Annotated in this window: 20 protein-coding genes; 14 read left to right on the top strand and 6 right to left on the bottom strand. The window is 64.0% G+C overall.

All coding sequences use genetic code 11. From position 1 onward, the window contains the following. The first annotated feature begins 13 nt into the window (after nucleotides 1-13). From C4K38_RS23300 to mtnC, 4 genes are all read left to right on the top strand, one after another. Nucleotides 14-1,162 carry an MFS transporter gene (locus C4K38_RS23300; RefSeq protein ID WP_053280382.1) on the top strand — a complete coding sequence of 383 codons (1,149 nt, stop codon included), beginning with the start codon at nucleotides 14-16 and terminating at the stop codon, nucleotides 1,160-1,162. Then, nucleotides 1,159-1,779: a methylthioribulose 1-phosphate dehydratase gene (locus tag C4K38_RS23295; protein WP_053280381.1), complete on the top strand. Its 621-nt coding sequence runs from the start codon at nucleotides 1,159-1,161 to the stop codon at nucleotides 1,777-1,779. Before C4K38_RS23300 ends, C4K38_RS23295 begins: the two co-directional genes overlap by 4 nt. Before the next feature lie 99 nt (nucleotides 1,780-1,878). After that, the gene (locus C4K38_RS23290) at nucleotides 1,879-2,424 is read left to right on the top strand and encodes a 1,2-dihydroxy-3-keto-5-methylthiopentene dioxygenase (protein WP_009050195.1); all 546 of its coding nucleotides are present in this window, start codon (nucleotides 1,879-1,881) and stop codon (nucleotides 2,422-2,424) included. A gap of 4 nt (nucleotides 2,425-2,428) precedes the next feature. Continuing rightward, nucleotides 2,429-3,112 (top strand): acireductone synthase, encoded by a 684-nt coding sequence (gene mtnC / locus C4K38_RS23285; protein ID WP_053280380.1) that lies wholly within the window; start codon nucleotides 2,429-2,431, stop codon nucleotides 3,110-3,112. Between the two features lie 111 nt (nucleotides 3,113-3,223). On the opposite strand, the gene C4K38_RS23280 is transcribed toward mtnC, so the two are convergent. Further along, entirely contained in the window at nucleotides 3,224-3,502 is a 279-nt protein-coding gene (locus C4K38_RS23280) for a DUF3509 domain-containing protein (protein ID WP_025805576.1), read from the bottom strand. A 658-nt stretch (nucleotides 3,503-4,160) separates the two neighbouring features. Between C4K38_RS23280 and C4K38_RS23275 the strand changes: the two genes are divergently transcribed. From C4K38_RS23275 to C4K38_RS23245, 7 genes are all read left to right on the top strand, one after another. Further along, nucleotides 4,161-5,993, top strand: a complete 1,833-nt coding sequence (locus C4K38_RS23275) for a long-chain-acyl-CoA synthetase (protein ID WP_053280379.1) — start codon at nucleotides 4,161-4,163, stop codon at nucleotides 5,991-5,993. Between the two features lie 97 nt (nucleotides 5,994-6,090). Further along, on the top strand, nucleotides 6,091-6,609 hold the full coding sequence (locus C4K38_RS23270; protein ID WP_053280378.1) for an ankyrin repeat domain-containing protein: 519 nt from the start codon (nucleotides 6,091-6,093) through the stop codon (nucleotides 6,607-6,609). 110 nt (nucleotides 6,610-6,719) lie between these two features. After that, on the top strand, nucleotides 6,720-7,250 hold the full coding sequence (locus tag C4K38_RS23265) for a hypothetical protein (protein WP_053280377.1): 531 nt from the start codon (nucleotides 6,720-6,722) through the stop codon (nucleotides 7,248-7,250). 99 nt (nucleotides 7,251-7,349) lie between these two features. Then, the gene (locus C4K38_RS23260; RefSeq protein WP_009050190.1) at nucleotides 7,350-7,541 is read left to right on the top strand and encodes a PLDc N-terminal domain-containing protein; all 192 of its coding nucleotides are present in this window, start codon (nucleotides 7,350-7,352) and stop codon (nucleotides 7,539-7,541) included. A 431-nt stretch (nucleotides 7,542-7,972) separates the two neighbouring features. Then, nucleotides 7,973-10,066, top strand: coding sequence for an LTA synthase family protein (locus C4K38_RS23255; protein ID WP_053280376.1), 2,094 nt, complete (start codon nucleotides 7,973-7,975; stop codon nucleotides 10,064-10,066). Nucleotides 10,067-10,324: 258 nt separating this feature from the next. Beyond that, a complete protein-coding gene (locus tag C4K38_RS23250; RefSeq protein ID WP_009045033.1) occupies nucleotides 10,325-11,140 on the top strand; it encodes an SDR family oxidoreductase in 816 nt (271 codons plus the stop codon). 64 nt (nucleotides 11,141-11,204) lie between these two features. After that, the gene (locus tag C4K38_RS23245; protein WP_053280375.1) at nucleotides 11,205-11,537 is read left to right on the top strand and encodes a YnfA family protein; all 333 of its coding nucleotides are present in this window, start codon (nucleotides 11,205-11,207) and stop codon (nucleotides 11,535-11,537) included. Between the two features lie 51 nt (nucleotides 11,538-11,588). Here C4K38_RS23245 and C4K38_RS23240 read toward each other — a convergent pair whose 3' ends face one another. The 5 genes from C4K38_RS23240 to mnmC form a co-directional block, all read right to left on the bottom strand. Next, nucleotides 11,589-11,816, bottom strand: a complete 228-nt coding sequence (locus C4K38_RS23240; RefSeq protein WP_007932245.1) for a YheU family protein — start codon at nucleotides 11,814-11,816, stop codon at nucleotides 11,589-11,591. A 101-nt stretch (nucleotides 11,817-11,917) separates the two neighbouring features. Then, complete coding sequence (locus C4K38_RS23235; protein ID WP_007932243.1) at nucleotides 11,918-13,102, bottom strand: osmoprotectant NAGGN system M42 family peptidase; 1,185 nt, start codon at nucleotides 13,100-13,102, stop codon at nucleotides 11,918-11,920. Between the two features lie 130 nt (nucleotides 13,103-13,232). Then, the gene (ngg, locus tag C4K38_RS23230) at nucleotides 13,233-14,978 is read right to left on the bottom strand and encodes an N-acetylglutaminylglutamine synthetase (RefSeq protein WP_053280374.1); all 1,746 of its coding nucleotides are present in this window, start codon (nucleotides 14,976-14,978) and stop codon (nucleotides 13,233-13,235) included. Nucleotides 14,979-14,981: 3 nt separating this feature from the next. Next, nucleotides 14,982-16,754, bottom strand: coding sequence for an N-acetylglutaminylglutamine amidotransferase (locus C4K38_RS23225; protein WP_053280373.1), 1,773 nt, complete (start codon nucleotides 16,752-16,754; stop codon nucleotides 14,982-14,984). 251 nt (nucleotides 16,755-17,005) lie between these two features. After that, nucleotides 17,006-19,000 carry a bifunctional tRNA (5-methylaminomethyl-2-thiouridine)(34)-methyltransferase MnmC2/FAD-dependent 5-carboxymethylaminomethyl-2-thiouridine(34) oxidoreductase MnmC1 gene (gene mnmC, locus C4K38_RS23220; RefSeq protein ID WP_053280372.1) on the bottom strand — a complete coding sequence of 665 codons (1,995 nt, stop codon included), beginning with the start codon at nucleotides 18,998-19,000 and terminating at the stop codon, nucleotides 17,006-17,008. A 141-nt stretch (nucleotides 19,001-19,141) separates the two neighbouring features. Here mnmC and pap point away from each other — a divergent pair, with 141 nt between their 5' ends. The 3 genes from pap (at nucleotide 19,142) to C4K38_RS23205 (ending at nucleotide 23,166) form a co-directional block, all read left to right on the top strand. Then, the gene (gene pap / locus C4K38_RS23215; RefSeq protein WP_053280371.1) at nucleotides 19,142-20,653 is read left to right on the top strand and encodes a polyphosphate:AMP phosphotransferase; all 1,512 of its coding nucleotides are present in this window, start codon (nucleotides 19,142-19,144) and stop codon (nucleotides 20,651-20,653) included. A gap of 143 nt (nucleotides 20,654-20,796) precedes the next feature. Next, a complete protein-coding gene (locus tag C4K38_RS23210) occupies nucleotides 20,797-21,981 on the top strand; it encodes a thiolase family protein (RefSeq protein ID WP_053280370.1) in 1,185 nt (394 codons plus the stop codon). 219 nt (nucleotides 21,982-22,200) lie between these two features. Continuing rightward, complete coding sequence (locus tag C4K38_RS23205; protein ID WP_053280369.1) at nucleotides 22,201-23,166, top strand: DMT family transporter; 966 nt, start codon at nucleotides 22,201-22,203, stop codon at nucleotides 23,164-23,166. Nucleotides 23,167-23,237 lie beyond the last annotated feature (71 nt).

Here is a 23,237-nt window from a genome sequence, read left to right as displayed (position 1 = left end):
CGGTCTGACGGCCGTGGCGGCGCTCCCGTACTGGCGGCTCTCCAGTTTCTATCTGTTCTATTTCGCCTTGCTGGGTTCGACCGCGCCGTTTCTGGCGCTGTACTTCGATCACCTGGGGTTTTCCAGCGCGCGCATCGGCGAACTGGTGGCGATTCCCATGCTCATGCGCTGCGTGGCGCCGAACATCTGGGGCTGGCTCGGCGACTACACCGGCCGGCGCCTGGCCATTGTGCGTTTTGGCGCGATCTGCACGCTGCTGAGCTTTTCGCTGATTTTCGTCAGCAAGAGCTACGCCTGGCTGGCGATGGTCATGGCCCTGCATGCGTTCTTCTGGCACGCGGTACTGCCGCAATTCGAAGTGATCACCCTGGCACACCTGCAAGGCCAGACCGCCCGCTACAGCCAGATCCGCCTGTGGGGCTCGATCGGTTTCATCCTTACGGTAGTGGCGCTGGGGCGGTTGTTCGAGTGGTTGAGCCTGGACATCTACCCGGCGGCGCTGGTGCTGATCATGGCCGGCATCGTGCTCAGCAGCGCCTGGGTGCCCAATGCCCAGCCTGCGACCCAGGGCAGTCGCTTGGCCGCCGGGGGCTTTCTTGGCCAGTTGCGCAGCCCCGGCGTCCTGGCCTTCTATGCCTGTGTGGCGCTGATGCAAATGAGCCACGGCCCTTACTACACCTTCCTGACCCTGCACCTGGAACACTTGGGCTACAGCCGCGGCTTGATCGGCCTGTTGTGGGCGCTGGGGGTGGTCGCCGAAGTGCTGATGTTCCTGGCGATGAGCTGGATTCTCTCGCGGTTTTCGGTGCGCCGGGTGCTGCTGGCGAGTTTCCTGCTGGCGGCCCTGCGCTGGCTGCTGCTGGGCGCCTTTGCCGAACATCTGTGGGTGCTGTTGTTTGCCCAGGTGCTGCATGCCGCGACCTTCGGCAGCTTTCATGCCGCGGCCATTCATTTCGTGCAACGCAGCTTCGGCGACCGCCAGCAGGGCCAGGGCCAGGCCCTGTACGCGGCCCTGGCCGGCACCGGCGGTGCGTTGGGCGCGCTGTATTCCGGCTACAGCTGGAACGCCCTGGGCGCGACATTGACCTTTAGTATTGCAAGCCTCGCAGCGCTGGCGGCAGCCGTTATCATTGCCACACGTATGCAAGAGGAAAGGCCATGAGCCTTAGCCGCGAACAGCTGGCGCAGGAAATCATCGAGGTCGGGCGCTTTCTGTATGCCCGCGGCTGGTCCCCGGCCACCAGCAGCAACTACTCCGCGCGCCTGTCGCCGAGCGCGCTATTGCTCACGGTTTCTGGCAAGCACAAAGGCCAGTTGGGCCTGGATGACGTGCTGGCCAGCGACCTGGCGGGCAACAGCCTGGAACCGGGCAAAAAGCCGTCGGCCGAAACCTTGCTGCATACCCAGCTGTACAGCTGGAACCCGCAGGTCGGTGCCGTACTGCATACCCATTCGGTGAACGCCACGGTGCTGTCGCGCCTGACCGCCAAGGACTTCATCGAGTTCGAGGGTTACGAGCTGCAGAAGGCCTTTGCCGGCATTGCCAGTCACGAGTCGCGGGTGCGCGTGCCGATTTTCGACAACGATCAGGACATCGCCCGGCTGGCGGCCAAGGTCCAGCCCTGGCTCGACGCCCATGCCGATTGCGTCGGCTACCTGATTCGCGGTCATGGCCTCTACACCTGGGGCGCGCGCATGAGTGATGCGCAGCGCCAGATCGAGGCCTTCGAGTTCCTGTTCGAGTGCGAGTTGAAGACTCGCGCCCTGTTAAACCGTTAAGGCTTTCTTCGACTGAAGTAGCCACCGCCTGATGACATGCACTGCCTGACCGGCCTGGAAAAAGCCGGAGGGCATTGCCGATAACGAGGAATTGCCAAGATGAGCAGCCTGTCCGTTTACCACGTATCCAGCCCGGACCTGCCGAACAAGGTGCTGACCCATTTCGACGATATCGCCGCGACCCTGGCCGAGCAGGGCGTGCGTTTCGATCGTTGGCAAGCCGCCACCAGGATCCAGCCGGGCGCCAGCCAGGAAGAAGTGATAGGCGCCTATCAGGAACAGATCGACCGCCTGATGACCGAACGCGGCTACATCACCGTCGATGTGATCAGCCTGAACAGTGATCACCCGCAAAAGGCCGAGCTGCGCGCCAAGTTCCTCGATGAACACCGGCATGCCGAGGACGAGGTGCGCTTTTTCGTCGCCGGTCGCGGCCTGTTCAATCTGCACATCGGCGACTACGTGTACGCCGTGCTGTGCGAGAAGAACGACCTGCTTTCGGTGCCGGCCGGTACCGCGCACTGGTTCGACATGGGCGAGAACCCGTACCTGGTGGCGATCCGCATGTTCAATAACCCAGAAGGTTGGGTCGCCAATTTCACCGGTTCCGATATCGCCAGCCAGTTCCCGCTTCTGGAGGATTGAGCGGATGTCGATCAAGGCCATTCTCACCGACATCGAAGGCACCACCAGCGCGGTGAGTTTTGTCTTCGAGGTGCTGTTCCCCTACGCGGTGCAGCAGCTGCCGGGCTTCGTGCGCAAACACGCCACCCGGGACGATGTCGCCGAGCAGTTGCAGGCGGTGCGCGAGGCAAGCGGCGAGCCGGCGGCGGATGTCGAGCGGGTGATCGAGATCCTCCTGGGCTGGATCGCGGAAGATCGCAAGTCCACGCCACTCAAGGCGCTGCAAGGCATGGTCTGGGAACAGGGGTACCTGGCCGGACAGCTCAAGGGCCATGTCTACCCGGATGCGGTGGCGGCGTTGCAGCACTGGCATCAGTCTGGTTATCGGTTGTACGTCTATTCGTCGGGCTCGGTCCAGGCGCAGAAGCTGATTTTCGGTCGTTCCATTGCCGGGGACCTGACGCCGCTGTTCAGCGGTTTTTTCGACACCACCTCGGGGCCGAAACGGGAGGTGCAGTCTTACCGGCGCATTACCCAGGCCATCGGTTGTGCGCCTGAACAGATTCTCTTTCTGTCCGATATCGTCCAGGAGCTGGAGGCGGCCCAGTCCGCCGGCCTGGCCACCTGCGGCCTGGTGCGCGAAGGCGGGGAACTGGCGGGGTATGCGAATGTGGCGAGCTTCGCCGAGATCGATCCGCGGAGTTTCTGAAACCATTCAGGCCGTGTCAGCGCGGCTGGCACGGCCTGAATGGGGCTATCCATATTGGTGGGGCTATCCGTCATATATCCGTTGTCACCGCGAATCCACAGCGGTGCGGATTTAAACCGAGTGATACGTCGGCAGGGCAAAACGGTTCTGGCTTTGCAGCAGGGAAATCTGTGGCAATTCGCTGGCCTGCTCGGCCAGGTCGCGACGCAACGCACTGATCACCCACGACAGCTGATCGCCCGCATGCAACTGTGCATAAGAGATCGAGCGCTTGAGCTGTTTACCTTCACTGTTACGCAGCGTCAGCAGGATGCCGCCATCGGGACGTGGCTGAGTGGTCACTTCGTAGTTGGAGAACAGGGAAGCGAATTTTTCTTGGATCAGGCTCATGTCTATCAGCTCCATGGTTCTTGAATGGCAAACCTGGAGTGATAGGTGCAGTGATTGTGCCAGTACTGAATTTTTAAAAAGTCGTTATAAATCAGGTATTTATATTTTTACGTGATTTGCATGTCCGTGCAATTTGCATGAATGGCCATCGTGCATCCTGCATTTTGCGAGATCGGCGCCGTGGGCAAGTGCAGGGGCGTAACCCTGTGACTGGCGGTTCAGGCAAAAGATCCAGCCGGCAAGCCCGGCCCTCAAGTGCGAGGAAGCCGGCATCACGGGGGGAGATACAAAACTTTGCAAAAACTCCGTGTACAGGCCAAGAAGCGCTGGCGTATTTTTTCGCCAGCAACAGGCTTTGCAGCAACCCTTTTGCAAAGCCCCAGCCTCTATGTTCCGGGCTGTACAGGTCAATCAGACGCTTCACCGACATGGACAGTCATGCGTCGTGATCCTCTGGGTCGCAGGCGCCTGATAATAAGAAAATAGGACGTCATCCATGAACGCCATGCTCTGTATTACTGCCAATAGCGCGCCCCTTGTTCCTCCCCAGTTTGCCGTGGCGGCCCGCCCTCGGCCCCCAGCTGAATAGCCCCATCGACCCTTGTCTGCCTGCCGGCCCGGCCCGTGCAGGATCCTTTTGCGTCGAACAGGAGCCGTCATGAGCACTCATCAGCACGACATGATCACTTGGGGCATGATGCTGCGAAAGTTGCCCTCCATCGCCCGGGCGTTGCCGCGGGTCATCAAGGGCATGCAGATAGCCAACGTCAAGCGTGCCGATCAGCCCTGCGGACTGGGCTGGACTTTCGAGCAGGCCACGCAACGCAACCCCGACGGCCCGGCGCTGCTGTACGGCGACCGGGTGTTGAGTTATGCACAGGCCAACCAGTGGGCCAACCGCATCGCCCATTACCTGGCAAGCCAGGGCATCGGCAAGGGCGACGTGGTGGCGATCTTCGTCGAGAACCGTCCCGAGTTGCTGGTGACTGTGCTGGCGGTGGCCAAGCTCGGCGGCATCTGCGCCATGCTCAACACCGCGCAGACCGGCAGCGTGCTGGTGCACAGCGTGAACCTGGTGACGCCGGTGGCCATGATCGTCGGCGGCGAACTGCTGGACGCTTATTCGGCGATTCGCGGCCAGGTCGCCATCGACGAGGCGCGCACCTGGTTCGTCGCCGATCCGGATGTGGCGCCCGGGCCAACGCCCGCCGGCTGCATCGACCTGATGGCCGCCAGCGCCGCCAGTGACTCGGCCAACCCCCCGAGCACCGCGCGGATCTACCTCGACGATCCGTGCTTCTATATCTACACCTCCGGCACCACCGGGCTGCCCAAGGCCGGCATTTTCAAGCACGGGCGCTGGATGCGCACCTCGGCCAGCTTCGGCATGATCGCCCTCGATATGCAGCCGGCCGACATCCTCTACTGCACCTTGCCGCTGTATCACGCCACCGGGCTGTGCGTGTGCTGGGGCTCGGCCATCAGCGGAGCCTCGGGCTTCGCCATTCGCCGCAAGTTCAGCGCCAGCCGGTTCTGGGAAGACGCCCGCCGGTTCAAGGCCACCACCATCGGCTATGTGGGCGAGCTGTGCCGTTACCTGATCGACCAGCCCGCCAGCGAGCACGACCGTGACAACAGCGTGGTGAAGATGGTCGGCAACGGCCTGCGCCCCGGCGTGTGGGGGGCGTTCAAACAGCGTTTCGGTGTAGAGCATATCTGTGAGCTGTATGCCGCCAGCGACGGCAATATCGGCTTTACCAATGTGCTCAACTTCGACAATACCGTGGGCTTTTCCCTGGCGCCCTGGGCGCTGGTGGAGTACGCCCACGACACCTGTGCGCCGATCCGCAACGGCTCGGGCTTCATGCAGAAGGTCGCCCGGGGCGGGCAGGGCCTGCTGCTGGCGAAGATCGACGACAAGGCGCCGCTGGACGGCTATACCGAGCCGGAAAAGAACCTGAAGGTGATCCTCACCGACGTGTTCGAGAAGGGGGACCGTTACTTCAATACCGGCGACCTGCTGCGCGATATCGGTTTCGGCCATGCGCAGTTCATCGATCGCCTGGGCGATACCTATCGCTGGAAGGGGGAAAACGTCTCCACCACCGAGGTGGAGAACATCCTCCTGCAACATCCGCAGGTCGCCGAGGCGGTGGCCTATGGCGTGGAGGTGCACAACACCAACGGTCGCGCCGGGATGGCGGCGATCACCCCGGCCGAGTCCCTGGCGACCCTGGATTTCACCGAGCTGTTGCAGTTCGCCCGCGAGCATCTGCCGGGCTACGCGGTGCCGCTGTTCCTGCGGGTCAAGGTGAAGATGGAGACCACCGGCACCTTCAAGTACCAGAAGACCCGGCTCAAGGAAGAGGCCTTCGACCCATCGAAAACCGGCGGCGATCCGGTGTACGCCTGGCTACCGGGGTCAGCGACCTACGTGCAGGTGACGGAGGCGGTCCTGGCGGACATTTGCGCCGGCCGGCACCGTTATTGATTCTGGCTATGGTCGCTCTTGAGAAAAAAGGGATGACAGGGCTGGAGCGGCTTGGGGACACTAGCGACTTTCCGATTGACCGAAAGTGGAGTTCCCGATGTCAGACAACAGCCGCCAGATGACCGCAGAAGAAGCCGCCGCGTTTACCGAGCAGGTCTTCAACGTCGCACGTCAAGGCGACGCCCAGATGCTCGACAAGCTGGCGAGCAACGGTCTGCCGGTCAACCTGCGCAATCACAAGGGCGACACCCTGCTGATGCTGGCCAGCTACTACGGGCATGTGGACGCGGTGCAGGTGCTGCTCAAGCACAAGGCCGACCCCGAGATCCGTAACGACAACGGCCAGAGTCCGATCGCCGGCGCGGCCTTCAAGGGCGACCTGGCTGTGGTCAAGGCATTGGTGGAAGGCGGTGCCGAGGTGGAAGGTTCGTCCTTCGACGGGCGCACCGCGCTGATGATGGCGGCGATGTTCAACCGCACGGAAATCGTCGACTACCTGATCGGCAAGGGCGCCAACCCGCGGGCCACCGACGCCAACGGCGTGAGCGCATTGGAGGCGGCGAAGACCATGGGCGCCGTCGACACCACTGCGCAGTTGCAGAAGTTGCTGGGCTGAACGGCACATACCCTCGGGCCAAGGCCAGGCCTTGGTCGCGGCGGTAGGTTCGTGGGGCGGGTTTAGGCTATCCTGCGCGCCCGCCATTGACCCGTAACAGGATTCGCCCCATGAAAACCGTCCTCGCCGAACTCATCACTAAAATCAGCTCCGGCTGCATGGGCGAAGAAGAAATCCTGCGGATCGCCGACGAAGCCGCCCAGGCCTACGCCGATCCCCAGGCCTTCCTGGCCGCCAATCCGGACATCAACTACGACGGCAGCTTCCCGATCCCGCTGGGCGAATGGGTGGTGGTCGGCAGCCTGCCGGAAACCGTGCTGTTCCAGGCCGACACCTACATGGACCTGTTCGCGCAGATCGTCGCGTCTTTCGGCCCGGGCGTGGCGTTCAATATCAAGCCCAAGCAACTGGCCAAGACCGAGGCCCTGACCGCGCTCAACCGCATCCAGATCCAGATGGGCAGCATGAACCCGGAAAACGGCGGCTACGTGCTGATGAACTTCAGCCAGTTGCTGGACGACGAGTTGCAAGTGGTGCTGGTCTACGGCAACGACGTGCCGCGCGTGCTGGAGCTGTGCGCCGAAGCCGGCATCGCCGCCGCACCGTCCCTGGAAGCGCTCAAGGTTGCGGTTCACGTCTGAGCTGCCGAGCCCACAGACCCGACCGCGCAGGCAATAAAAAGGAACCCCGGCGCTGGCCGACTATCCTAAGTGGGCAAGCCCTCACTTAGGAGCGACACCATGGGTTCCACCTTCAATACGCTGGTCGGCCTGATCATCCTCGCGCTGGACATCTGGGCGATCATCAATGTGCTTAAAAGCAGTGCCGAAACCGGGATGAAAATCCTCTGGGTGTTGCTGATCATCCTGTTGCCGGTCCTGGGCTTGATCATCTGGGCGATTGCCGGGCCACGCGGTAATGTGCGGTTCTGAAGGCCGAGCACTGCCAGCGCGGCGGCCGTCGCGGGATCGAACCGCTGACGGCCCTGCCGTTTATCTTTGTCGTTCGGTCAAGCCACATCGGCGCTTGCGCATTGCCGCGGTAGCTATCGCGGACGCCCAAAAGCGCCGCCAGGGCTTTTTTATGTGACCAAATATGCGCTGCACGAAATTTTCACAAAGTCTCTATGACAATCCGCCAGCGCTGTTTTTCCGCTGCACCCCGTGCGATCTCCGCTTGCGATCCCTGACTCCGGGCCACTGCCGGCCGGGTAAGGGCGCCTGCCAGTAATCAATGGCAATGCCGCTGCTGATCGTGCAACATTTGCGCACCGCGCCATCCCCCCAGCCCTGAGTGGCTACAAGAGGGCAAAGCGCAGCTGCATTTTTTCGCAACTTCAACTTCCATTGGGTCCTAAAACGATATGGCAAACCCGGACGCCCTGAGTCAGCAGCGAGCCTCGAGTCGCCTGCTGCAACCGACCGTCAAATCGCATCTGGCTTATACGCTGCTCTGCGCGCTGGTCATGATGGTCATGCTGTCTTTGCTGCGCGTGGCGCTGCTGGTCTACAACCGCGAGATGATCCTCGACACACCGGCCTCGACCTTCCTTGAAGCCTTCGCCAACGGCCTGCGCTTCGACGTGCGCCTGGTGGTCTACCTCAGCGTCCCGCTGCTGCTGGCCCTGTTCAGTGCCCGGGCCATGGCGGCTCGCGGTTTCTTCCGCTTCTGGCTGACCATCGTTTCGAGCATCGCGCTGTTTCTCGGCCTGATGGAGATGGACTTCTACCGCGAGTTCCACCAGCGCCTCAACGGCCTGGTCTTCCAGTATGTGAAGGAAGACCCGAAAACCGTGATGAGCATGCTCTGGTACGGCTTCCCGGTGGTGCGCTACCTGCTGGCCTGGGCGATCGGCACCTGGCTGCTGAGCCTGGCGTTCAAGGGCGCCGACCGCGCGACCCGGCCACGTGGCCCGTTCAGCGGCGGCAGCATCGGCACTCGGCAGGTCGCCCCGTGGTACGCCCGTATCGGCGTATTCGTGGTCTGCCTGCTGGTCTGCGTGGTCGCCGCCCGTGGCACCCTGCGCCAGGGCCCGCCGCTGCGCTGGGGTGACGTCTACACCACCGAATCGAACTTCGCCAACCAGCTGGGCCTCAACGGTACGCTATCGCTGGTCGAAGCGGCCAAGAGCCGGATGGGCGAAGACCGCAGCAATATCTGGAAAGCCACCCTGCCGCAGCCCGAGGCGCAGCAAGTGGTGCGCGACCTGCTGGTGATGCCGGACGACAAGCTGGTGGACGCCGATATCGCCGCCGTGCGCCGCGACTACACGCCACCGGCGGACAAGACCCTGCCGATCAAGAACGTGGTCGTGATCCTGATGGAAAGCATGGCCGGTCACTCGGTGGGCGCCCTGGGCGGCCCGGGCAACATCACTCCGTACCTGGACCAGCTGTCCAAGGAAGGCCTGCTGTTCGACCGCTTCTTCTCCAACGGCACCCATACCCACCAGGGCATGTTCGCCACCATGGCCTGCTTCCCCAACCTGCCGGGTTTCGAATACCTGATGCAGACCCCGGAAGGCAGCCACAAGTTGTCCGGCCTGCCGCAGGTACTGAGCGCCCGCAAGTATGACGACGTGTACGTCTACAACGGCGATTTCGCCTGGGACAACCAGTCGGGCTTCTTCAGCAACCAGGGCATGACCAACTTCGTCGGGCGTAACGACTTCGTCAACCCGGTGTTCTCCGATCCGACCTGGGGTGTGTCCGACCAGGACATGTTCAATCGCGGCCTGGAAGAGTTGAAGGCGCGGGAAAACGGCAAGCCGTTTTATGCCTTGCTGCAGACCCTGTCCAACCACACCCCGTACGCCTTGCCGACGCCATTGCCGGTGGAGAAGGTGACCGACCGTGGCAGCCTGAACGAACACCTGACCGCCATGCGTTACGCCGACTGGGCCCTGGGCCAGTTCTTCGAGAAGGCGCGCAAGGAGCCGTACTTCAAGGAGACGCTGTTCGTGATCGTGGGTGACCATGGTTTCGGCAACGAGCGCCAGATCACCGAAATGGACCTGGGCCGCTTCAACGTGCCGATGCTGATGATCGCCCCGGGCATCCAGGAGAAATTCGGCCAGCGCAACCACACCGTGGGCACCCAGGTCGATATCGTGCCGACCATCATGGGCCGCCTGGGTGGCGAAGTGCGTCACCAGTGCTGGGGCCGCGACCTGCTCAACCTGCCGGAAGGCGACACCGGCTTTGGCGTGATCAAGCCGTCGGGCAGCGAGCAGACCACGGCCATCGTCACCGCCGACCAGATCCTGGTACTGCCGAAAGAGAAGGAAATGGCGCCGAAGATCTACCAGTACGAACTGGGCGCCAATCCCCATGCCGAAGTGGTGCCGGACGCACCGCGTACCGCCGAGCTGAAGCACAAGCTGGAAGCCTTCCTGCAAACCGCTACCAAGAGCCTGCTGGATAACACTGCAGGCGTGGTGCACGGCACGCCGGACTGATCTGGCGCGTTAAATAAAAAAGAGGCCCTCGGGCCTCTTTTTTTGTAGCTCTGCAGTACCTGGCAAGCCAGTGCCGAAGACGCACCGAAGCCTGAGACACCAGTGGCCAGGGCCCATCGAGTTGAACGTGGAACACGGCAGGAAGTCGCACCGAGGCCCCGGTTTGCCTGGGGCATTCAGCAATCTGATGGTGCGTGGGCGGCACAAAATCCTTCGCTACACTCGCCTCATCTTCCCCGGAACAACAAGGCAACTCCTATGCAAAATCGCATGATGATCACTGGCGCCGGATCCGGCCTGGGTCGCGAAATCGCTCTGCGCTGGGCGCGCGAAGGCTGGCAGTTGGCGTTGTCGGATGTCAGCGAACCCGGCCTGCAGGAAACCCTCAGGCTGGTGCGCGAAGCCGGCGGCGATGGCTTCGTGCAACGTTGCGACGTGCGCGACTACAGCCAATTGACCGCCTTCGCCCAGGCCTGCGAGGTCAAGCTCGGCGGCATCGATGTGATCGTCAATAACGCCGGCGTGGCGTCCGGCGGTTTCTTCAGCGAGTTGTCCCTGGAGGACTGGGACTGGCAGATCGCGATCAACCTGATGGGCGTGGTCAAGGGCTGCAAGGCGTTCCTGCCACTGCTGGAAAAGAGCAAGGGGCGGATCATCAACATTGCCTCGATGGCGGCATTGATGCAGGGCCCGGCCATGAGCAACTACAACGTGGCCAAGGCCGGCGTGGTGGCCCTGTCCGAAAGCCTGCTGATCGAGCTGGCCCAGCAGGAAATTGGCGTGCACGTGGTATGCCCGTCGTTCTTCCAGACCAACCTGCTGGATTCGTTCCGTGGCCCGACCCCGGCGATGAAGGCCCAGGTCGGCAAACTGCTGGAAAGCTCGCCGATCAGCGCGGCGGACATCGCCGATTACATCTACACCCAGGTCGCCGCCGGCGAATTCATGATCCTGCCCCATGAACAGGGGCGCATGGCCTGGGCCCTGAAGCAGAAGAACCCGCAGCTGCTGTACGACGAAATGACCCTCATGGCCGACAAGATGCGCGCCAAGGCCAAGCAAAACGCCAGCTGAGCTTGCCGCTGACCCCGTGCGTCGTTAGGGTTGCCAGCATCTGGCATCCCTGACGAGACCTTGCATGCTCAATTACCTGTGGTTCTTCCTCGCCGCGCTGTTCGAGATCGCCGGCTGCTACGCCTTCTGGATGTGGCTGCGCCAGGGCAAAAGCGCCTGGTGGATGGTCCCGGCGCTGCTGAGCCTGATGCTCTTCGCCCTGTTGCTGACCAAGATCGAAGCGAGCTACGCCGGCCGCGCCTATGCGGCGTACGGCGGGATCTACATCATCGCGTCGATCGGCTGGCTGGGCATGGTGGAGCGGGTGCGGCCGCTGAGTTCGGACTGGCTGGGGGTGGCGCTGTGCGTGATCGGCGCGAGCATCATTCTGTTCGGGCCGCGCTTTACCAACGGTTGAGGAACTGGCCGGGTTTCGGGCGCCGCCATGGCGCCCGGTCCCGGCTGAAGATCAGTCGAACAATTCCTTGGGCACGTCGTGCTTGAGCATCAACTGGCACTGCTCGCTGTCCGGGTCGAACACAATCACCGCCTGGCCCTTGGTCAGTGCCTGGCGCACGCGCAGGACCCGGGTTTCCAGCGGGGTGTCGTCGCCATTGTCGGTGCCGTCGCGGGTGACGAAGTCTTCGATCAGGCGGGTCAGGGTGTCGACTTCCAGTTGGTCATGGGGAATCAGCATAAGGGCCTCCGGCAAACAATCCCGGATCCTACTGCGCCGGGCCCCGCGCGGCTAGGCAAACCTCGCGCGGGGCCCGGCTTTTCACTTCAGGGCTTATCACCTCAGGACTTTTGCCCCACCAGGCTGTCCACCGACGGCACCCGGGTGTCGCTTTCCATTTGCGTGTCGTGCTCCAGCTGATGGCTGAAACGGTCCAGGGAACCCTGGGCCGGCTGCGCATCGCTGGCGAACACCGGCGGGCTGAGGATGTAGGCGCCCAACAGGCGACTGAGAGCTGCCAGGCTGTCGATATGGGTGCGCTCGTAGCCGTGGGTGGCGTCGCAACCGAAGGCCAGTAGGGCGGTGCGGATGTCGTGGCCGGCGGTGACCGCCGAATGGGCATCGCTGAAGTAGTAGCGGAACAGGTCGCGGCGCACCGGCAGTTCGTGTTCCGTGGCCAGGCGCAGCAGGTGCCGCGACAGGTGATAGTCGTAAGGCCCGCCGGAGTCCTGCATGGCCACGCTCACCGCGTGCTCGCTGGAGTGCTGCCCGGGGGCGACCGGGGCGATGTCGATGCCGACGAACTCGCTGACGTCCCAGGGCAGGGCCGCCGCCGCGCCACTGCCGGTTTCTTCGGTGATGGTGAACAGCGGATGGCAGTCGATCATCAGCGGCTCGCCGCTGTCGACTATGGCCTTGAGCGCGGCCAGCAGCGCGGCGACCCCGGCCTTGTCGTCGAGGTGGCGGGCGCTGATATGGCCGCTTTCGGTGAACTCCGGCAAGGGGTCGAACGCGACGAAATCGCCGACGCCGATGCCCAGCGACTCACAGTCGGCGCGGGTGGTGCAGTAGGCATCCAGGCGCAATTCGATGTGGTCCCAACTGATGGGCATTTCGTCCACCGCGGTGTTGAAGGCGTGCCCGGAGGCCATCAGTGGCAACACGCTGCCGCGCACTACGCCGTTGTCGGTGAACAGGCTGACCCGGCTGCCTTCGGCAAAGCGGCTGGACCAGCAGCCCACCGGGGCCAGGGTCAGGCGGCCGTTGTCTTTCACCGCGCGCACGCTGGCGCCAATGGTGTCCAAGTGCGCCGAGACGGCGCGGTCCGGGCTGTTCTTCTGGCCCTTGAGGGTGGCGCGAATGGTCCCGCGGCGGGTCAGTTCGAAGGGGATGCCCAGTTCTTCCAGGCGCTCGGCCACGTAACGCACGATGGTATCGGTGAAGCCGGTGGGGCTGGGAATGGCGAGCATTTCCAGGAGGACTTTCTGCAGGTAGTTGAGGTCCGGTTCGGGAATCGATCGGGTCATGGAAACTCCTGATGATGAAAAGGCCATCGATGGTTTCGATGAACAAGGCGTCGGGCGCCTGCTCCCACAGTGCGTTTCTGTAGGAGCGAGGCTTGCCCGCGATAAGGCCGGTACTGTCAGCCCATGACGATCAGGTCGCCGGCTGACTGTGGGGAAACAACAGGTCGACAAAGCGCTCCGCCGTCGGCTGCGGTTCATGGTTGGCCAGGCCGGCGCGCTCGTTGGCCTCGATGAACACGTACTGCGGCTGGTCGGCCGCCGGCACCATCAGGTCGAGGCCGACCATGGGGATATCCAGCGCCCGAGCCGCGCGGATCGCCGCGTCCACCAGCTGCGGATGCAGAATCGCGGTGACATCCTCCAGGGTGCCGCCGGTATGCAGATTGGCGGTGCGCCGCACGAACAGCCGTTCGCCGGCCGGCAGGATGCTGTCGTAGCCATGTCCGGCGGCCTGCAGGGTGCGCTGGGTTTCGTGGTCCAGGGGGATCTTGCTTTCACCGCCGGTGGCGGCCTGGCGGCGTCGGCTTTGCGCCTCGATCAGCTCGCCGATGGAATGCTGGCCGTCACCGATCACCTCGGCCGGCCGGCGAATGGCCGCGGCGACCACCTCGAAGCCGATCACCAGGATGCGCAGGTCCAGGCCCTCGTGGAAGCTCTCGAGCAACACCCGGCTGTCGAACCGCCGGGCGTTGTCGATCGCTTGTTGCAGCTCTTCGATGGTGCGCAGATCCACGGCCACACCCTGGCCTTGTTCCCCGTCGAGTGGCTTGGCCACCACCCGTTCATGCTCGTCGAGAAACGCCAGGTTGTCGTCGGCGTTGCCCGCGAGTTGTTGCGCCGGCAGGTTCAGCCCGGCCTGTTTCAGCACCTTGTGGGTCAGGCTCTTGTCCTGGCACAGGCTCATGCTGATAGCACTGGTCAGGTCGCTGAGGGACTCGCGGCAGCGCACCCGGCGACCGCCATGGCTGAGGGTGAACATCCCGGCTTCGGCGTCGTCGACCTGCACGTCGATGCCGCGGCGATGGGCTTCCTCGACGATGATCCGCGCATAAGGGTTGAACGCCGCCTCGGGCCCGGGGCCGAGGAACAGCGGCTGGTTGATACCGTTCTTGCGCTTGATGGCGAAGGTGGACAGGGTGCGAAAGCCCAGCTTGGCGTAGAGGCACTTGGCCTGGCGATTGTCGTGCAGCACCGACAGGTCGAGGTAGCTCAGGCCGCGGCTCATGAAGTGTTCGATCAGGTGCCGGACCAGTACTTCGCCAACCCCCGGGCGGGTGCAATGCGGGTCCACCGCCAGGCACCACAGGCTGCTGCCGTGCTCCGGATCGTGGAAGGCCTTCTGGTGGTCCAGGCCCATGACGCTGCCGATCACCGCGCCGTTGTCTTCGTCTTCGGCCAGCCAGTACACCGGCCCGCCGGCATGGCGCGGGGTCAGCAGGCTCGGGTCGACCGGCAGCATGTTGCGGGCCAGGTACAGCTGGTTGATGGCTTGCCAGTCCGCCGCGCTCTGCGCCCGGCGGATGCGGAAGCCGCGAAACACCCGGGTGGCCTGGCGGTAGTCGCTGAACCACAGGCGCAGGGTGTCCGACGGGTCGAGGAACAACTGGGTCGGTTCCAGGCCGAGAATCTGCTGCGGCGCGGCGACATACAAGGCGATGTCGCGTTCGCCGGGGTGTTCATTGAGCAGCTCCTCGGCCAGGCTCATCGGGTCGGGAAAGGTATGGCCGATCAGCAGCCGGCCCCAGCCGCAGTGCACGGCGATGGGGTCGGTGCTGAGGGCGCTGCGGTCTTCGGCAAAACGCGCCTGCAGACGTTCGTAGGAGGGCGCCTGACCGCGCAGCAAGCGTTGGCTGTAAGCCGTGGCGTGGGGTTTCATGGGTCAGACTCCTTGTTCGCTGAGCCACAGGTTCAGCGCGGCCAGTTGCCACAGCTTGGAGCCGCGCAACGGCGTCAGCTGGCCTTGTGGATCGGTCAGCAGGCGGTCGAGCATCGTCGGGTTGAACAGGCCACGGTCCTGGCTCGGGTCGAGCAGCAGCTCACGCACCCAGTCCAGGGTGTCGCCCTGCAGGTGCTTGAGGCCGGGCACCGGGAAGTAGCCTTTCTGGCGGTCGATCACTGTGCTGGGGATCACCAGGCGCGCGGCCTCCTTGAGCACCTGTTTGCCGCCATCGGGCAGCTTGAATTTGGCGGGTACTCGCGCCGACAGCTCCACCAGCCGGTAGTCGAGGAACGGCGTGCGCGCTTCCAGACCCCAGGCCATGGTCATGTTATCCACACGCTTGACCGGGTCGTCGACCAGCATCACCCTGCTGTCCAGGCGTAGGGCCTTATCCACAGGCTCGGCGGCGCCGGGCTGGGCGAAATGCTCGCGGACGAAATCGCCGGCGGCATCGTTGGCGGTCAGCCACTGCGGTTGCACGGTAGCGGCATAGTCGTCGTAGCTGCGGTCGAAGAAGGCCTCGCGGTAGGCCGCGTAGGGATCGCTGGCGCCGTCCACCTGCGGGTACCAGTGGTAACCGGCGAACAGTTCGTCGGCGCCCTGGCCGCTCTGCACCACCTTGCAGTGCCTGGCGACTTCCCGGGACAGCAGGTAGAAGGCGATGCAGTCGTGGCTGACCATGGGTTCGCTCATGGCGCGGAACGCCGCCGGCAGCTGTTCGATGATTTCGTGCTCGTCGATGCGCAGTTGGTGGTGATCGGTGCCGTAGTGACGGGCGATCAGGTCCGAATACTGGAACTCGTCGCCGCGTTCGCCACCGGCATCCTGGAAGCCGATGGAGAAGGTCGATAGGTTATCCACACCCACTTCCCGCAGCAGGCCGACCAGCAGGCTCGAGTCGACGCCGCCGGACAGCAGTACGCCGACATCCACCGCCGCCCGTTGGCGGATCGCCACCGCTTCGCGGGTGCTGTCGAGCACCCGGTCGCGCCAGTCTTCCAGGCTCAGCCCGGTTTCATCGGTGCGCGGGCCGTAGGGCAGGGTCCACCAGGTTTGCTGTTCGGTGCTGCCGTCGGCCTCGATGCGCATCCAGGTGGCCGGCGGCAGTTTCTCGATGCCCACCAACAGGGTGCGCGGCGCTGGCACCACGGCATGGAAGTTCAGGTAATGGTTGAGCGCCACCGGGTCGAGCAGCGGGTTGATGTCGCCGCCCTTGAGCAGTGCCGGCAAGGTCGAGGCGAAACGCAGGCGCTGGTCGGTGCGCGACAGGTACAGCGGCTTGACGCCCAGGCGGTCGCGGGCGATGAACAGGCGCTTGGCATCGCGCTCCCAGATGGCGAAGGCGAACATGCCATTGAGCCGCGGCAGCAGGTCGGCGCCCCAGGCGTGATACCCCTTGAGCAGCACTTCGGTGTCGCCGCCGGAATAAAAGGCGTAGCCCAGGCTTTCCAGCTCGGCGCGCAGTTCGGGGAAGTTGTAGATCGCGCCGTTGAAGGCCAGGGACAGGCCCAGTTGGTTGTCGATCATCGGCTGGGCTGAGCCGTCCGACAGGTCCATGATTTTCAGGCGCCGATGGCCCAGGGTTATCGGGCCCTGGCTATGGAAGCCCCAGGCGTCGGGGCCACGAGGGGCGAGGTGATGGGTGATTCGTTCAACCGCTGCCAGGTCGGCGGGTTGATGATCAAAACGTAGTTCTCCAGCTAATCCGCACATAAGTCCTTACCGGTTTTTCCGTTGGGGAGGGATGAATCGCGACCGGCCAGAAATGGCAGGTACCCGGAAACTGACCCAGGTGAAACCCTGGAGTTTTAGACCGATGGGTTATAAGTGGCGGGGTGCTAGTGCGTCGCGGGCCGAAGTAAAGGCCTTGATCTGCCTGGAGTTTTATCGCGCAGGCAGGGCCTGTGGGCGTTTGCGAGGAGATGGCGAAGCGATGCCAGGGCGCCTGGCATCGCTGTTTGGTTTCATGGCTTGCCGCGAATCAACCGACGCAAGGCAAAGCGATTGGGGTGACAGGCTTCGGCCACGTTGCGCGGCAGGGGCAGGGGTTCGTTGTCCAGCCAGGCGGCCAGCAACTCGCCGGACAGCGGCGCGGTGATCAGCCCGCGCGAGCCATGGCCGCTGTTGATGTACAGCCCGTCCAGCCAGGGGCAGGGCAGGTCCGGAACCTGGCGCGCGTCCTTGCCCAGCACCGCGTAGACCTCGGCGAATGCCGCCTGGTCCGCCAGGGGACCGACGATCGGCAGATAGTCCGGGCTGGTGCAACGGAAGGCGGCCCGTCCTTCGAGGGTTTCCGGTTGTAGCTGGTCGGCTTCCAGGCGTTCCAGCAGATCCTGAGAGATCTCTTCGAGCATCTGCAGGTTGCCCGCATGCTCGGCGGCGGTGGGTGTCAGGTCGTCGCTCTTGAAGTCGAAACTGGCGCCCAGGGTGTGTTCGCCCAGGCGCGCGGGGGCGACGTAACCCTCGGCGCAGACCACGGTGGCCAGGCTCTGGCTGCGCGGGGTCTGCGGCAGGCGGGTGATCTGCCCGCGAATACGCTTGAGCGGCAGCTCGGCGCTGGCCGGGAAGCGCTTGATCTCGGCGGCGCCGGCGAGGATCACCACCTCGGCACTGGCCAGCAGCCGCTCGCCGTCCCAGGCCTGCCACTGGCCATCGACCCGGCGCAACTCCAGCGCATCGTGATGGGGCAGCAGGCGAATCCGCGGGTGCGCGGCTTGCCACTGGCACAGGGCTGGCGGATGCACCCAGCCGCCTTCCGGGTAGAACAGCCCGCCGTGGGCCAGGCCAATACCGGCCAGGGCCTGGGCCTGGGGCTGGTCCAACTGATGCAACAGGTCGGTCGGGAAGGCGGCCGCCAACTGCGCCTGGCGCTCGGCTTCCTTGGCGTTGAAGGCCAGTTGCAGCACGCCGCAGCCGTCCCAGTCGACGCCCCGTTGCAGCTGTTCAAGCAGGCGCCGGGTGTAGCCGAAACCGCTGAGGATCATCTGCGACAGGGCGGTGCCGTGGGCCGAGAGTTTCAGGTACAGCACGCCCTGGGGGTTGCCCGAGGCTTCCTGGGCCAGTTGCCCGTGGCGCTCCAGCAGGCTGACCCGCCAACCCCGCGCGGCGAGGCTGGCGGCGCTGGCGCAACCGGCCAGGCCGGCGCCGATCACCAGGGCGTGTTTCTCCTGAACCTGTTGAGTCGGGCGGGCGAACCAGGGTTTGCTGGCGGCTGGCGCTGGGGTGTCTTCGGGCCAGCCGAGAAACTCGCCACGCAGCACTTCCCACTTGTGGCCGATGCCTGGGGTGCGCTTCATCTTGAAGCCCGCGGCATTCAGCAGGCGGCGAACCCAGCCGGTGCTGGTGAAGGTGCTGATGCTCGAACCCGGAGCGGCCAGGCGCGCCAGTTCGGCGAACAACTCGGCGGTCCACATCTCGGGGTTTTTCGCCGGCGCGAAACCGTCGAGGAACCAGGCATCGACCTGCCCGTCGAGTTGCGGCAACTGCTCCAGGGCATCGCCGATCAGCAGGGTCAGGGTGGCGCGGCCCTCGTCCAGCACCAGGCGTTGAAAGCCCTGATGCACGGCGACATAGGCACGCAACAGGCGCTCGGCCAGGGGCGCCAGCTCTGGCCACAGGGCCAGGGCGCGTTGCAGGTCCGCTGGCGTCAGCGGGAATTTTTCCACGCTGACGAAATGCAAGCGCGCGCTGGCGTCGGCCTGTTGTTCGAACAACTGCCAGGCGCAGAGAAAATTCAGGCCGGTGCCGAAGCCGGTCTCGCCGATGACGAAGCGGCCACTGGGCGGCAACGCGGCAAAACGCTCGCGCAGGCGGTTCTGTTCGAGAAACACATGACGGGTTTCATCCAGGCCCGAGTCGTTGGAGAAATACACATCGTCGAAGACCCGCGAACGCGGGCGGCCTTGGTCGTCCCAGTCGAGCTGGGCATGTGACTGGGTGTGGGGCAATTCAGCGGTCATGTTCGGCTCGGTAACGGCAAGGCGACCATTCTAGCCGATCGACACAGGGGGTAATGATCCACGGCAACGGCAGGTATATTCCATGCCGACAAATCAGGTGTCGATCCGCTAGTCTTGCTCAATCTTGCCAGGGAGTCGCTCATGTTCGAATCTGCCGAAATCGGTCACGCCATCGACAAAAAAACCTTTGACGCTGAAGTCCCGGCCCTGCGTGAAGCCCTGCTGGAAGCCCAGTTCGAGCTGAAGCAGAAAGCCCGTTTTCCGGTGATCGTATTGATCAACGGCATCGAAGGCGCCGGCAAGGGCGAGACGGTGAAACTGCTCAACGAGTGGATGGACCCACGCCTGATCGAGGTCCGCACCTTCGACCAGCAGACCGACGAGGAGCTGGCGCACCCACCGGCCTGGCGCTATTGGCGGATGCTTCCGGCCAAGGGCCGCATGGGGGTGTTTTTCGGTAACTGGTACAGCCAGATGCTCCAGGGGCGGGTACACGAGCTGTTCAAGGACGGCCGTTTCGACCAGGCCATCGCCGGCGCCGAGCGCCTGGAGAAGATGCTGTGCGACGAAGGCGCGCTGATCTTCAAGTTCTGGTTCCACCTGTCCAAGAAGCAGATGAAGGCTCGCCTCAAGTCGTTGCAGGACGACCCGCTGCACAGCTGGCGCATCAGCCCGCTGGACTGGCAGCAGTCGGAAACCTACGACAAGTTCGTCAAATATGGCGAGCGGGTGTTGCGCCGCACCAGCCGCGACTACGCGCCCTGGCATGTGATCGAAGGCGTGGACCCGCATTACCGCAGCCTGGCGGTGGGCAAGATTCTCCTCGAGGGCCTGCAGAGCGCACTCAACCGGCCGACGCTCGAAGTCGAGTCCCATGTGGCGCCGCTGGGCGAGGCGGTCGACAAGCTGACCCTGCTCGACAGCCTGGACATGAGCCAGCACCTGGACAAGGACGACTACGAAGAGCAACTGATTACCGAACAGGCGCGCCTGGCCGGCCTGCTGCGCGACAAGCGCATGCGCAAGCACGCGCTGGTGGCGGTTTTCGAGGGCAACGATGCGGCCGGCAAGGGCGGGGCGATCCGCCGGGTGGCGGCGGCGCTGGACCCGCGCCAGTACAGCATCGTGCCGATTGCCGCGCCGTCCGAGGACGAGCGTGCCCAGCCTTATCTGTGGCGCTTCTGGCGGCATATTCCGGCACGGGGCAAGTTCACCGTGTTCGACCGCTCCTGGTACGGCCGGGTGCTGGTGGAGCGGGTCGAGGGCTTTTGCAGCCCGGCGGACTGGTTGCGCGCCTATGGCGAGATCAACGACTTCGAGGAGCAGCTCGAGGACGCCGGGGTGATAGTGGTCAAGTTCTGGCTGGCGATCGACAAAGAGACCCAGCTGGAGCGTTTCCAGGCCCGGGAAGAGATTCCGTTCAAGCGTTTCAAGATCACCGAGGACGACTGGCGCAACCGCGACAAATGGGACGCCTACCGCGCGGCCGTCGGCGACATGGTCGACCGCACCAGCACCGAGGTCGCGGCCTGGACCCTGGTGGAGGCCAACGACAAGCGCTGGGCCCGGGTAAAGGTGCTGCGCACCCTCAACCGCGCGCTGGAAGAGGCATTCGACAAGTCCGAGAAGAAGGACAAGAAAGGCAAGAAATAACCGCCGCGGGTTGCGAGCGGGTCAAGGCACGAGCCCGGCGCCGCGATGGTTTTGCATACGCCGGATGAATGATCGTCGCGGTCGGGCAAGGGCTGGATCTATGCTCGACCCACTCACAACCGACAACAACAATGAGGTATGCCATGCGTGAAGTGGTGATCGTCGATAGCGTGCGGACCGGCCTGGCCAAGTCCTTTCGCGGCAAGTTCAACCAGACCCGTCCGGATGACATGGCCGCCCATTGCGTCAATGCGCTGCTGACCCGCAACGGTATCGATCCGGCCAGCGTCGAGGACTGCATCGTCGGCGCCGGTTCCAACGAAGGCGCCCAGGGCTACAACATCGGGCGCAACGTCGCGGTGCTGTCCCGCCTGGGTACCGGTACCGCGGGCATGACCCTCAATCGTTTCTGCTCTTCCGGCCTGCAGGCGATCGCCATCGCGGCCAACCAGATCGCTTCCGGTTGCAGCGACATCATTGTCGCCGGCGGTGTCGAGTCCATCAGCCTGACGATGAAAAGCGTCAACACCGACAACCTGATCAACCCGCTGCTCAAGGAGCAGGTGCCGGGCATCTATTTCCCCATGGGCCAGACCGCCGAGGTGGTGGCCCGGCGTTACAGCGTGAGCCGCGAGGAGCAGGACCTGTACGCCCTGCAGAGCCAGCAGCGCACCGCGGCGGCCCAGGCGGCCGGGCTGTTCGACGACGAGATCGTGTCGATGGCGGTGAAGTACCGGGTCGAGGACAAGAACAGCGGCCAGGTGCAGATCCTCGACGGCGTGGTCGATCGCGACGACTGCAATCGCCCGGACACCACCCTGGAAAGCCTGGCGGGCTTGAAGCCGGTGTTCGCCGAGGACGGTTCGGTGACCGCGGGCAACTCCTCGCAATTGTCCGATGGCGCGTCCATGACCCTGGTCATGAGCCTGGAGCGGGCCCTGGCGCTGGGGCTCAAGCCCAAGGCGTTCTTCCGCGGTTTCACCGTGGCCGGTTGCGAGCCGGACGAAATGGGCATCGGCCCGGTGTTCTCGGTGCCCAAGCTGCTCAAGGCCAAGGGCCTGCAGGTGGACGACATCGACCTCTGGGAGTTGAACGAGGCCTTCGCGTCGCAATGCCTGTACAGCCGCAACCGGCTGCAGATCGATAACGCCAGGTACAACGTCAACGGTGGTTCGATCTCCATCGGCCACCCGTTCGGCATGACCGGTTCGCGCCAGGTCGGCCACCTGGTGCGCGAACTGCAACGGCGCAACCTGCGTTACGGCATCGTCACCATGTGCGTCGGCGGCGGCATGGGCGCGACCGGGTTGTTCGAAGCGGTGCGCTAAACCGTCAGACGGGGCGGATCTGTCCGCCTTACGAACCCATCGCGGGCAAGCCTCGCTCCTACAGAAGCACGCCATCTTCTTCTGTAGGAGCGAGGCTTGCCCGCGATGCTTTTTGCGACCAGCACAATCCCAATCACGCTCAGCCGGCAATTGTCCCTGTGTTCGTCACAGCCCCGGGCCTAGAATGCGGGCTCTCTCCATCAGGCTTTTGGGGGTCGCATGCACATCTCGTCCGGTCGCTGGGTTTACGGCTTGTTCCTCGCACTGCTTACGGCGCTGCTGTGGGGCATCCTGCCGATCAAGCTCAAGCAAGTGTTGCTGGTGATGGACCCGGTGACCGTGACCTGGTTTCGCCTGTTGGTGTCCGGTGGTTTCCTGCTGATCTACCTGGCGGCGGTCAAGCGTTTGCCAAGCTGGCGCGTGCTCGGGCCGCGCGGCGGCTGGCTGGTGCTGATGGCCGTTTGCGGGCTGGTGGGCAACTATGTGCTGTACCTGATGGGGCTGAACCTGCTGAGCCCCGGCACCGCACAGTTGGTGGTGCAGATGGGGCCGATCCTGCTGCTGATCGCCAGCCTGTTTGTGTTCAAGGAACGTTTCAGCCTGGGGCAGGGCATTGGCCTGGCGGTGCTGCTGATCGGTTTCGGATTGTTTTTCAACCAGCGCCTGACCGAGCTGCTGACGTCCTTGAGCAACTACACCGCCGGTGTGCTGACGGTGCTCGCGGCCTCGGCGGTCTGGACCTTCTACGCCCTGGGCCAGAAGCAGTTGCTGACGGTGTGGAATTCCTTGCAGGTGATGATGGTGATCTACCTGTTCTGCGCGCTGTTGCTCACCCCTTGGGCCCATCCCCTCGAAGCGCTGGAGTTGAGCCCGCTGCAGGGCTGGCTGTTGCTGGCCTGCTGCCTGAATACCCTGATCGCCTACGGCGCCTTCGCCGAAGCGTTGGCCCATTGGGAAGCGTCGCGGGTCAGCGCCACGCTGGCGATCACGCCCTTGGTGACCTTCGCCGCGGTGGCCGTGGCGGCCTGGTTGTGGCCGGAGTACGTGCATGCCGAACAGATCAACGGCCTGGGTTATGGCGGGGCGGTGCTGGTGGTGCTGGGGTCGGCATTGACGGCCCTGGGACCTTCGCTGATGGCCGGGCTCAAGGCACGGCGGGTGCGTATGCAAGTGCCAGAGAGATAGGGCGCGTTATCCTTGATCGCGGGCAAGCCCCTATCCTGTAGGAGCGAGGCTTGCCCGCGATAGCGTCTGTT

Source organism: Pseudomonas chlororaphis subsp. piscium (assembly GCF_003850345.1).
Lineage (GTDB): Bacteria > Pseudomonadota > Gammaproteobacteria > Pseudomonadales > Pseudomonadaceae > Aquipseudomonas > Aquipseudomonas piscium.
The sequence above is the reverse complement of the archived record's forward strand: the minus strand, read 5'-3'. Positions and strand labels throughout refer to the sequence as shown.

Excerpts from the sequence above, each read along its gene's own strand:
- C4K38_RS23295 (WP_053280381.1), top strand. The coding sequence starts at position 1,159 with ATGAGCCTTAGCCGCGAACAGCTGGCGCAGGAAATCATCGAGGTCGGG.
- C4K38_RS23270 (WP_053280378.1), top strand. The coding sequence starts at position 6,091 with ATGTCAGACAACAGCCGCCAGATGACCGCAGAAGAAGCCGCCGCGTTT.
- mtnC (WP_053280380.1), top strand. The coding sequence starts at position 2,429 with ATGTCGATCAAGGCCATTCTCACCGACATCGAAGGCACCACCAGCGCG.
- C4K38_RS23235 (WP_007932243.1), bottom strand. The coding sequence starts at position 13,102 with ATGACCCGATCGATTCCCGAACCGGACCTCAACTACCTGCAGAAAGTC.
- C4K38_RS23245 (WP_053280375.1), top strand. The coding sequence starts at position 11,205 with ATGCTCAATTACCTGTGGTTCTTCCTCGCCGCGCTGTTCGAGATCGCC.
- C4K38_RS23290 (WP_009050195.1), top strand. The coding sequence starts at position 1,879 with ATGAGCAGCCTGTCCGTTTACCACGTATCCAGCCCGGACCTGCCGAAC.
- C4K38_RS23205 (WP_053280369.1), top strand. The coding sequence starts at position 22,201 with ATGCACATCTCGTCCGGTCGCTGGGTTTACGGCTTGTTCCTCGCACTG.
- mnmC (WP_053280372.1), bottom strand. The coding sequence starts at position 19,000 with ATGACCGCTGAATTGCCCCACACCCAGTCACATGCCCAGCTCGACTGG.
- C4K38_RS23265 (WP_053280377.1), top strand. The coding sequence starts at position 6,720 with ATGAAAACCGTCCTCGCCGAACTCATCACTAAAATCAGCTCCGGCTGC.
- C4K38_RS23240 (WP_007932245.1), bottom strand. The coding sequence starts at position 11,816 with ATGCTGATTCCCCATGACCAACTGGAAGTCGACACCCTGACCCGCCTG.
- C4K38_RS23250 (WP_009045033.1), top strand. The coding sequence starts at position 10,325 with ATGCAAAATCGCATGATGATCACTGGCGCCGGATCCGGCCTGGGTCGC.
- C4K38_RS23225 (WP_053280373.1), bottom strand. The coding sequence starts at position 16,754 with ATGTGCGGATTAGCTGGAGAACTACGTTTTGATCATCAACCCGCCGAC.
- C4K38_RS23275 (WP_053280379.1), top strand. The coding sequence starts at position 4,161 with ATGAGCACTCATCAGCACGACATGATCACTTGGGGCATGATGCTGCGA.
- C4K38_RS23280 (WP_025805576.1), bottom strand. The coding sequence starts at position 3,502 with ATGAGCCTGATCCAAGAAAAATTCGCTTCCCTGTTCTCCAACTACGAA.
- ngg (WP_053280374.1), bottom strand. The coding sequence starts at position 14,978 with ATGAAACCCCACGCCACGGCTTACAGCCAACGCTTGCTGCGCGGTCAG.
- C4K38_RS23210 (WP_053280370.1), top strand. The coding sequence starts at position 20,797 with ATGCGTGAAGTGGTGATCGTCGATAGCGTGCGGACCGGCCTGGCCAAG.
- C4K38_RS23260 (WP_009050190.1), top strand. The coding sequence starts at position 7,350 with ATGGGTTCCACCTTCAATACGCTGGTCGGCCTGATCATCCTCGCGCTG.
- pap (WP_053280371.1), top strand. The coding sequence starts at position 19,142 with ATGTTCGAATCTGCCGAAATCGGTCACGCCATCGACAAAAAAACCTTT.
- C4K38_RS23255 (WP_053280376.1), top strand. The coding sequence starts at position 7,973 with ATGGCAAACCCGGACGCCCTGAGTCAGCAGCGAGCCTCGAGTCGCCTG.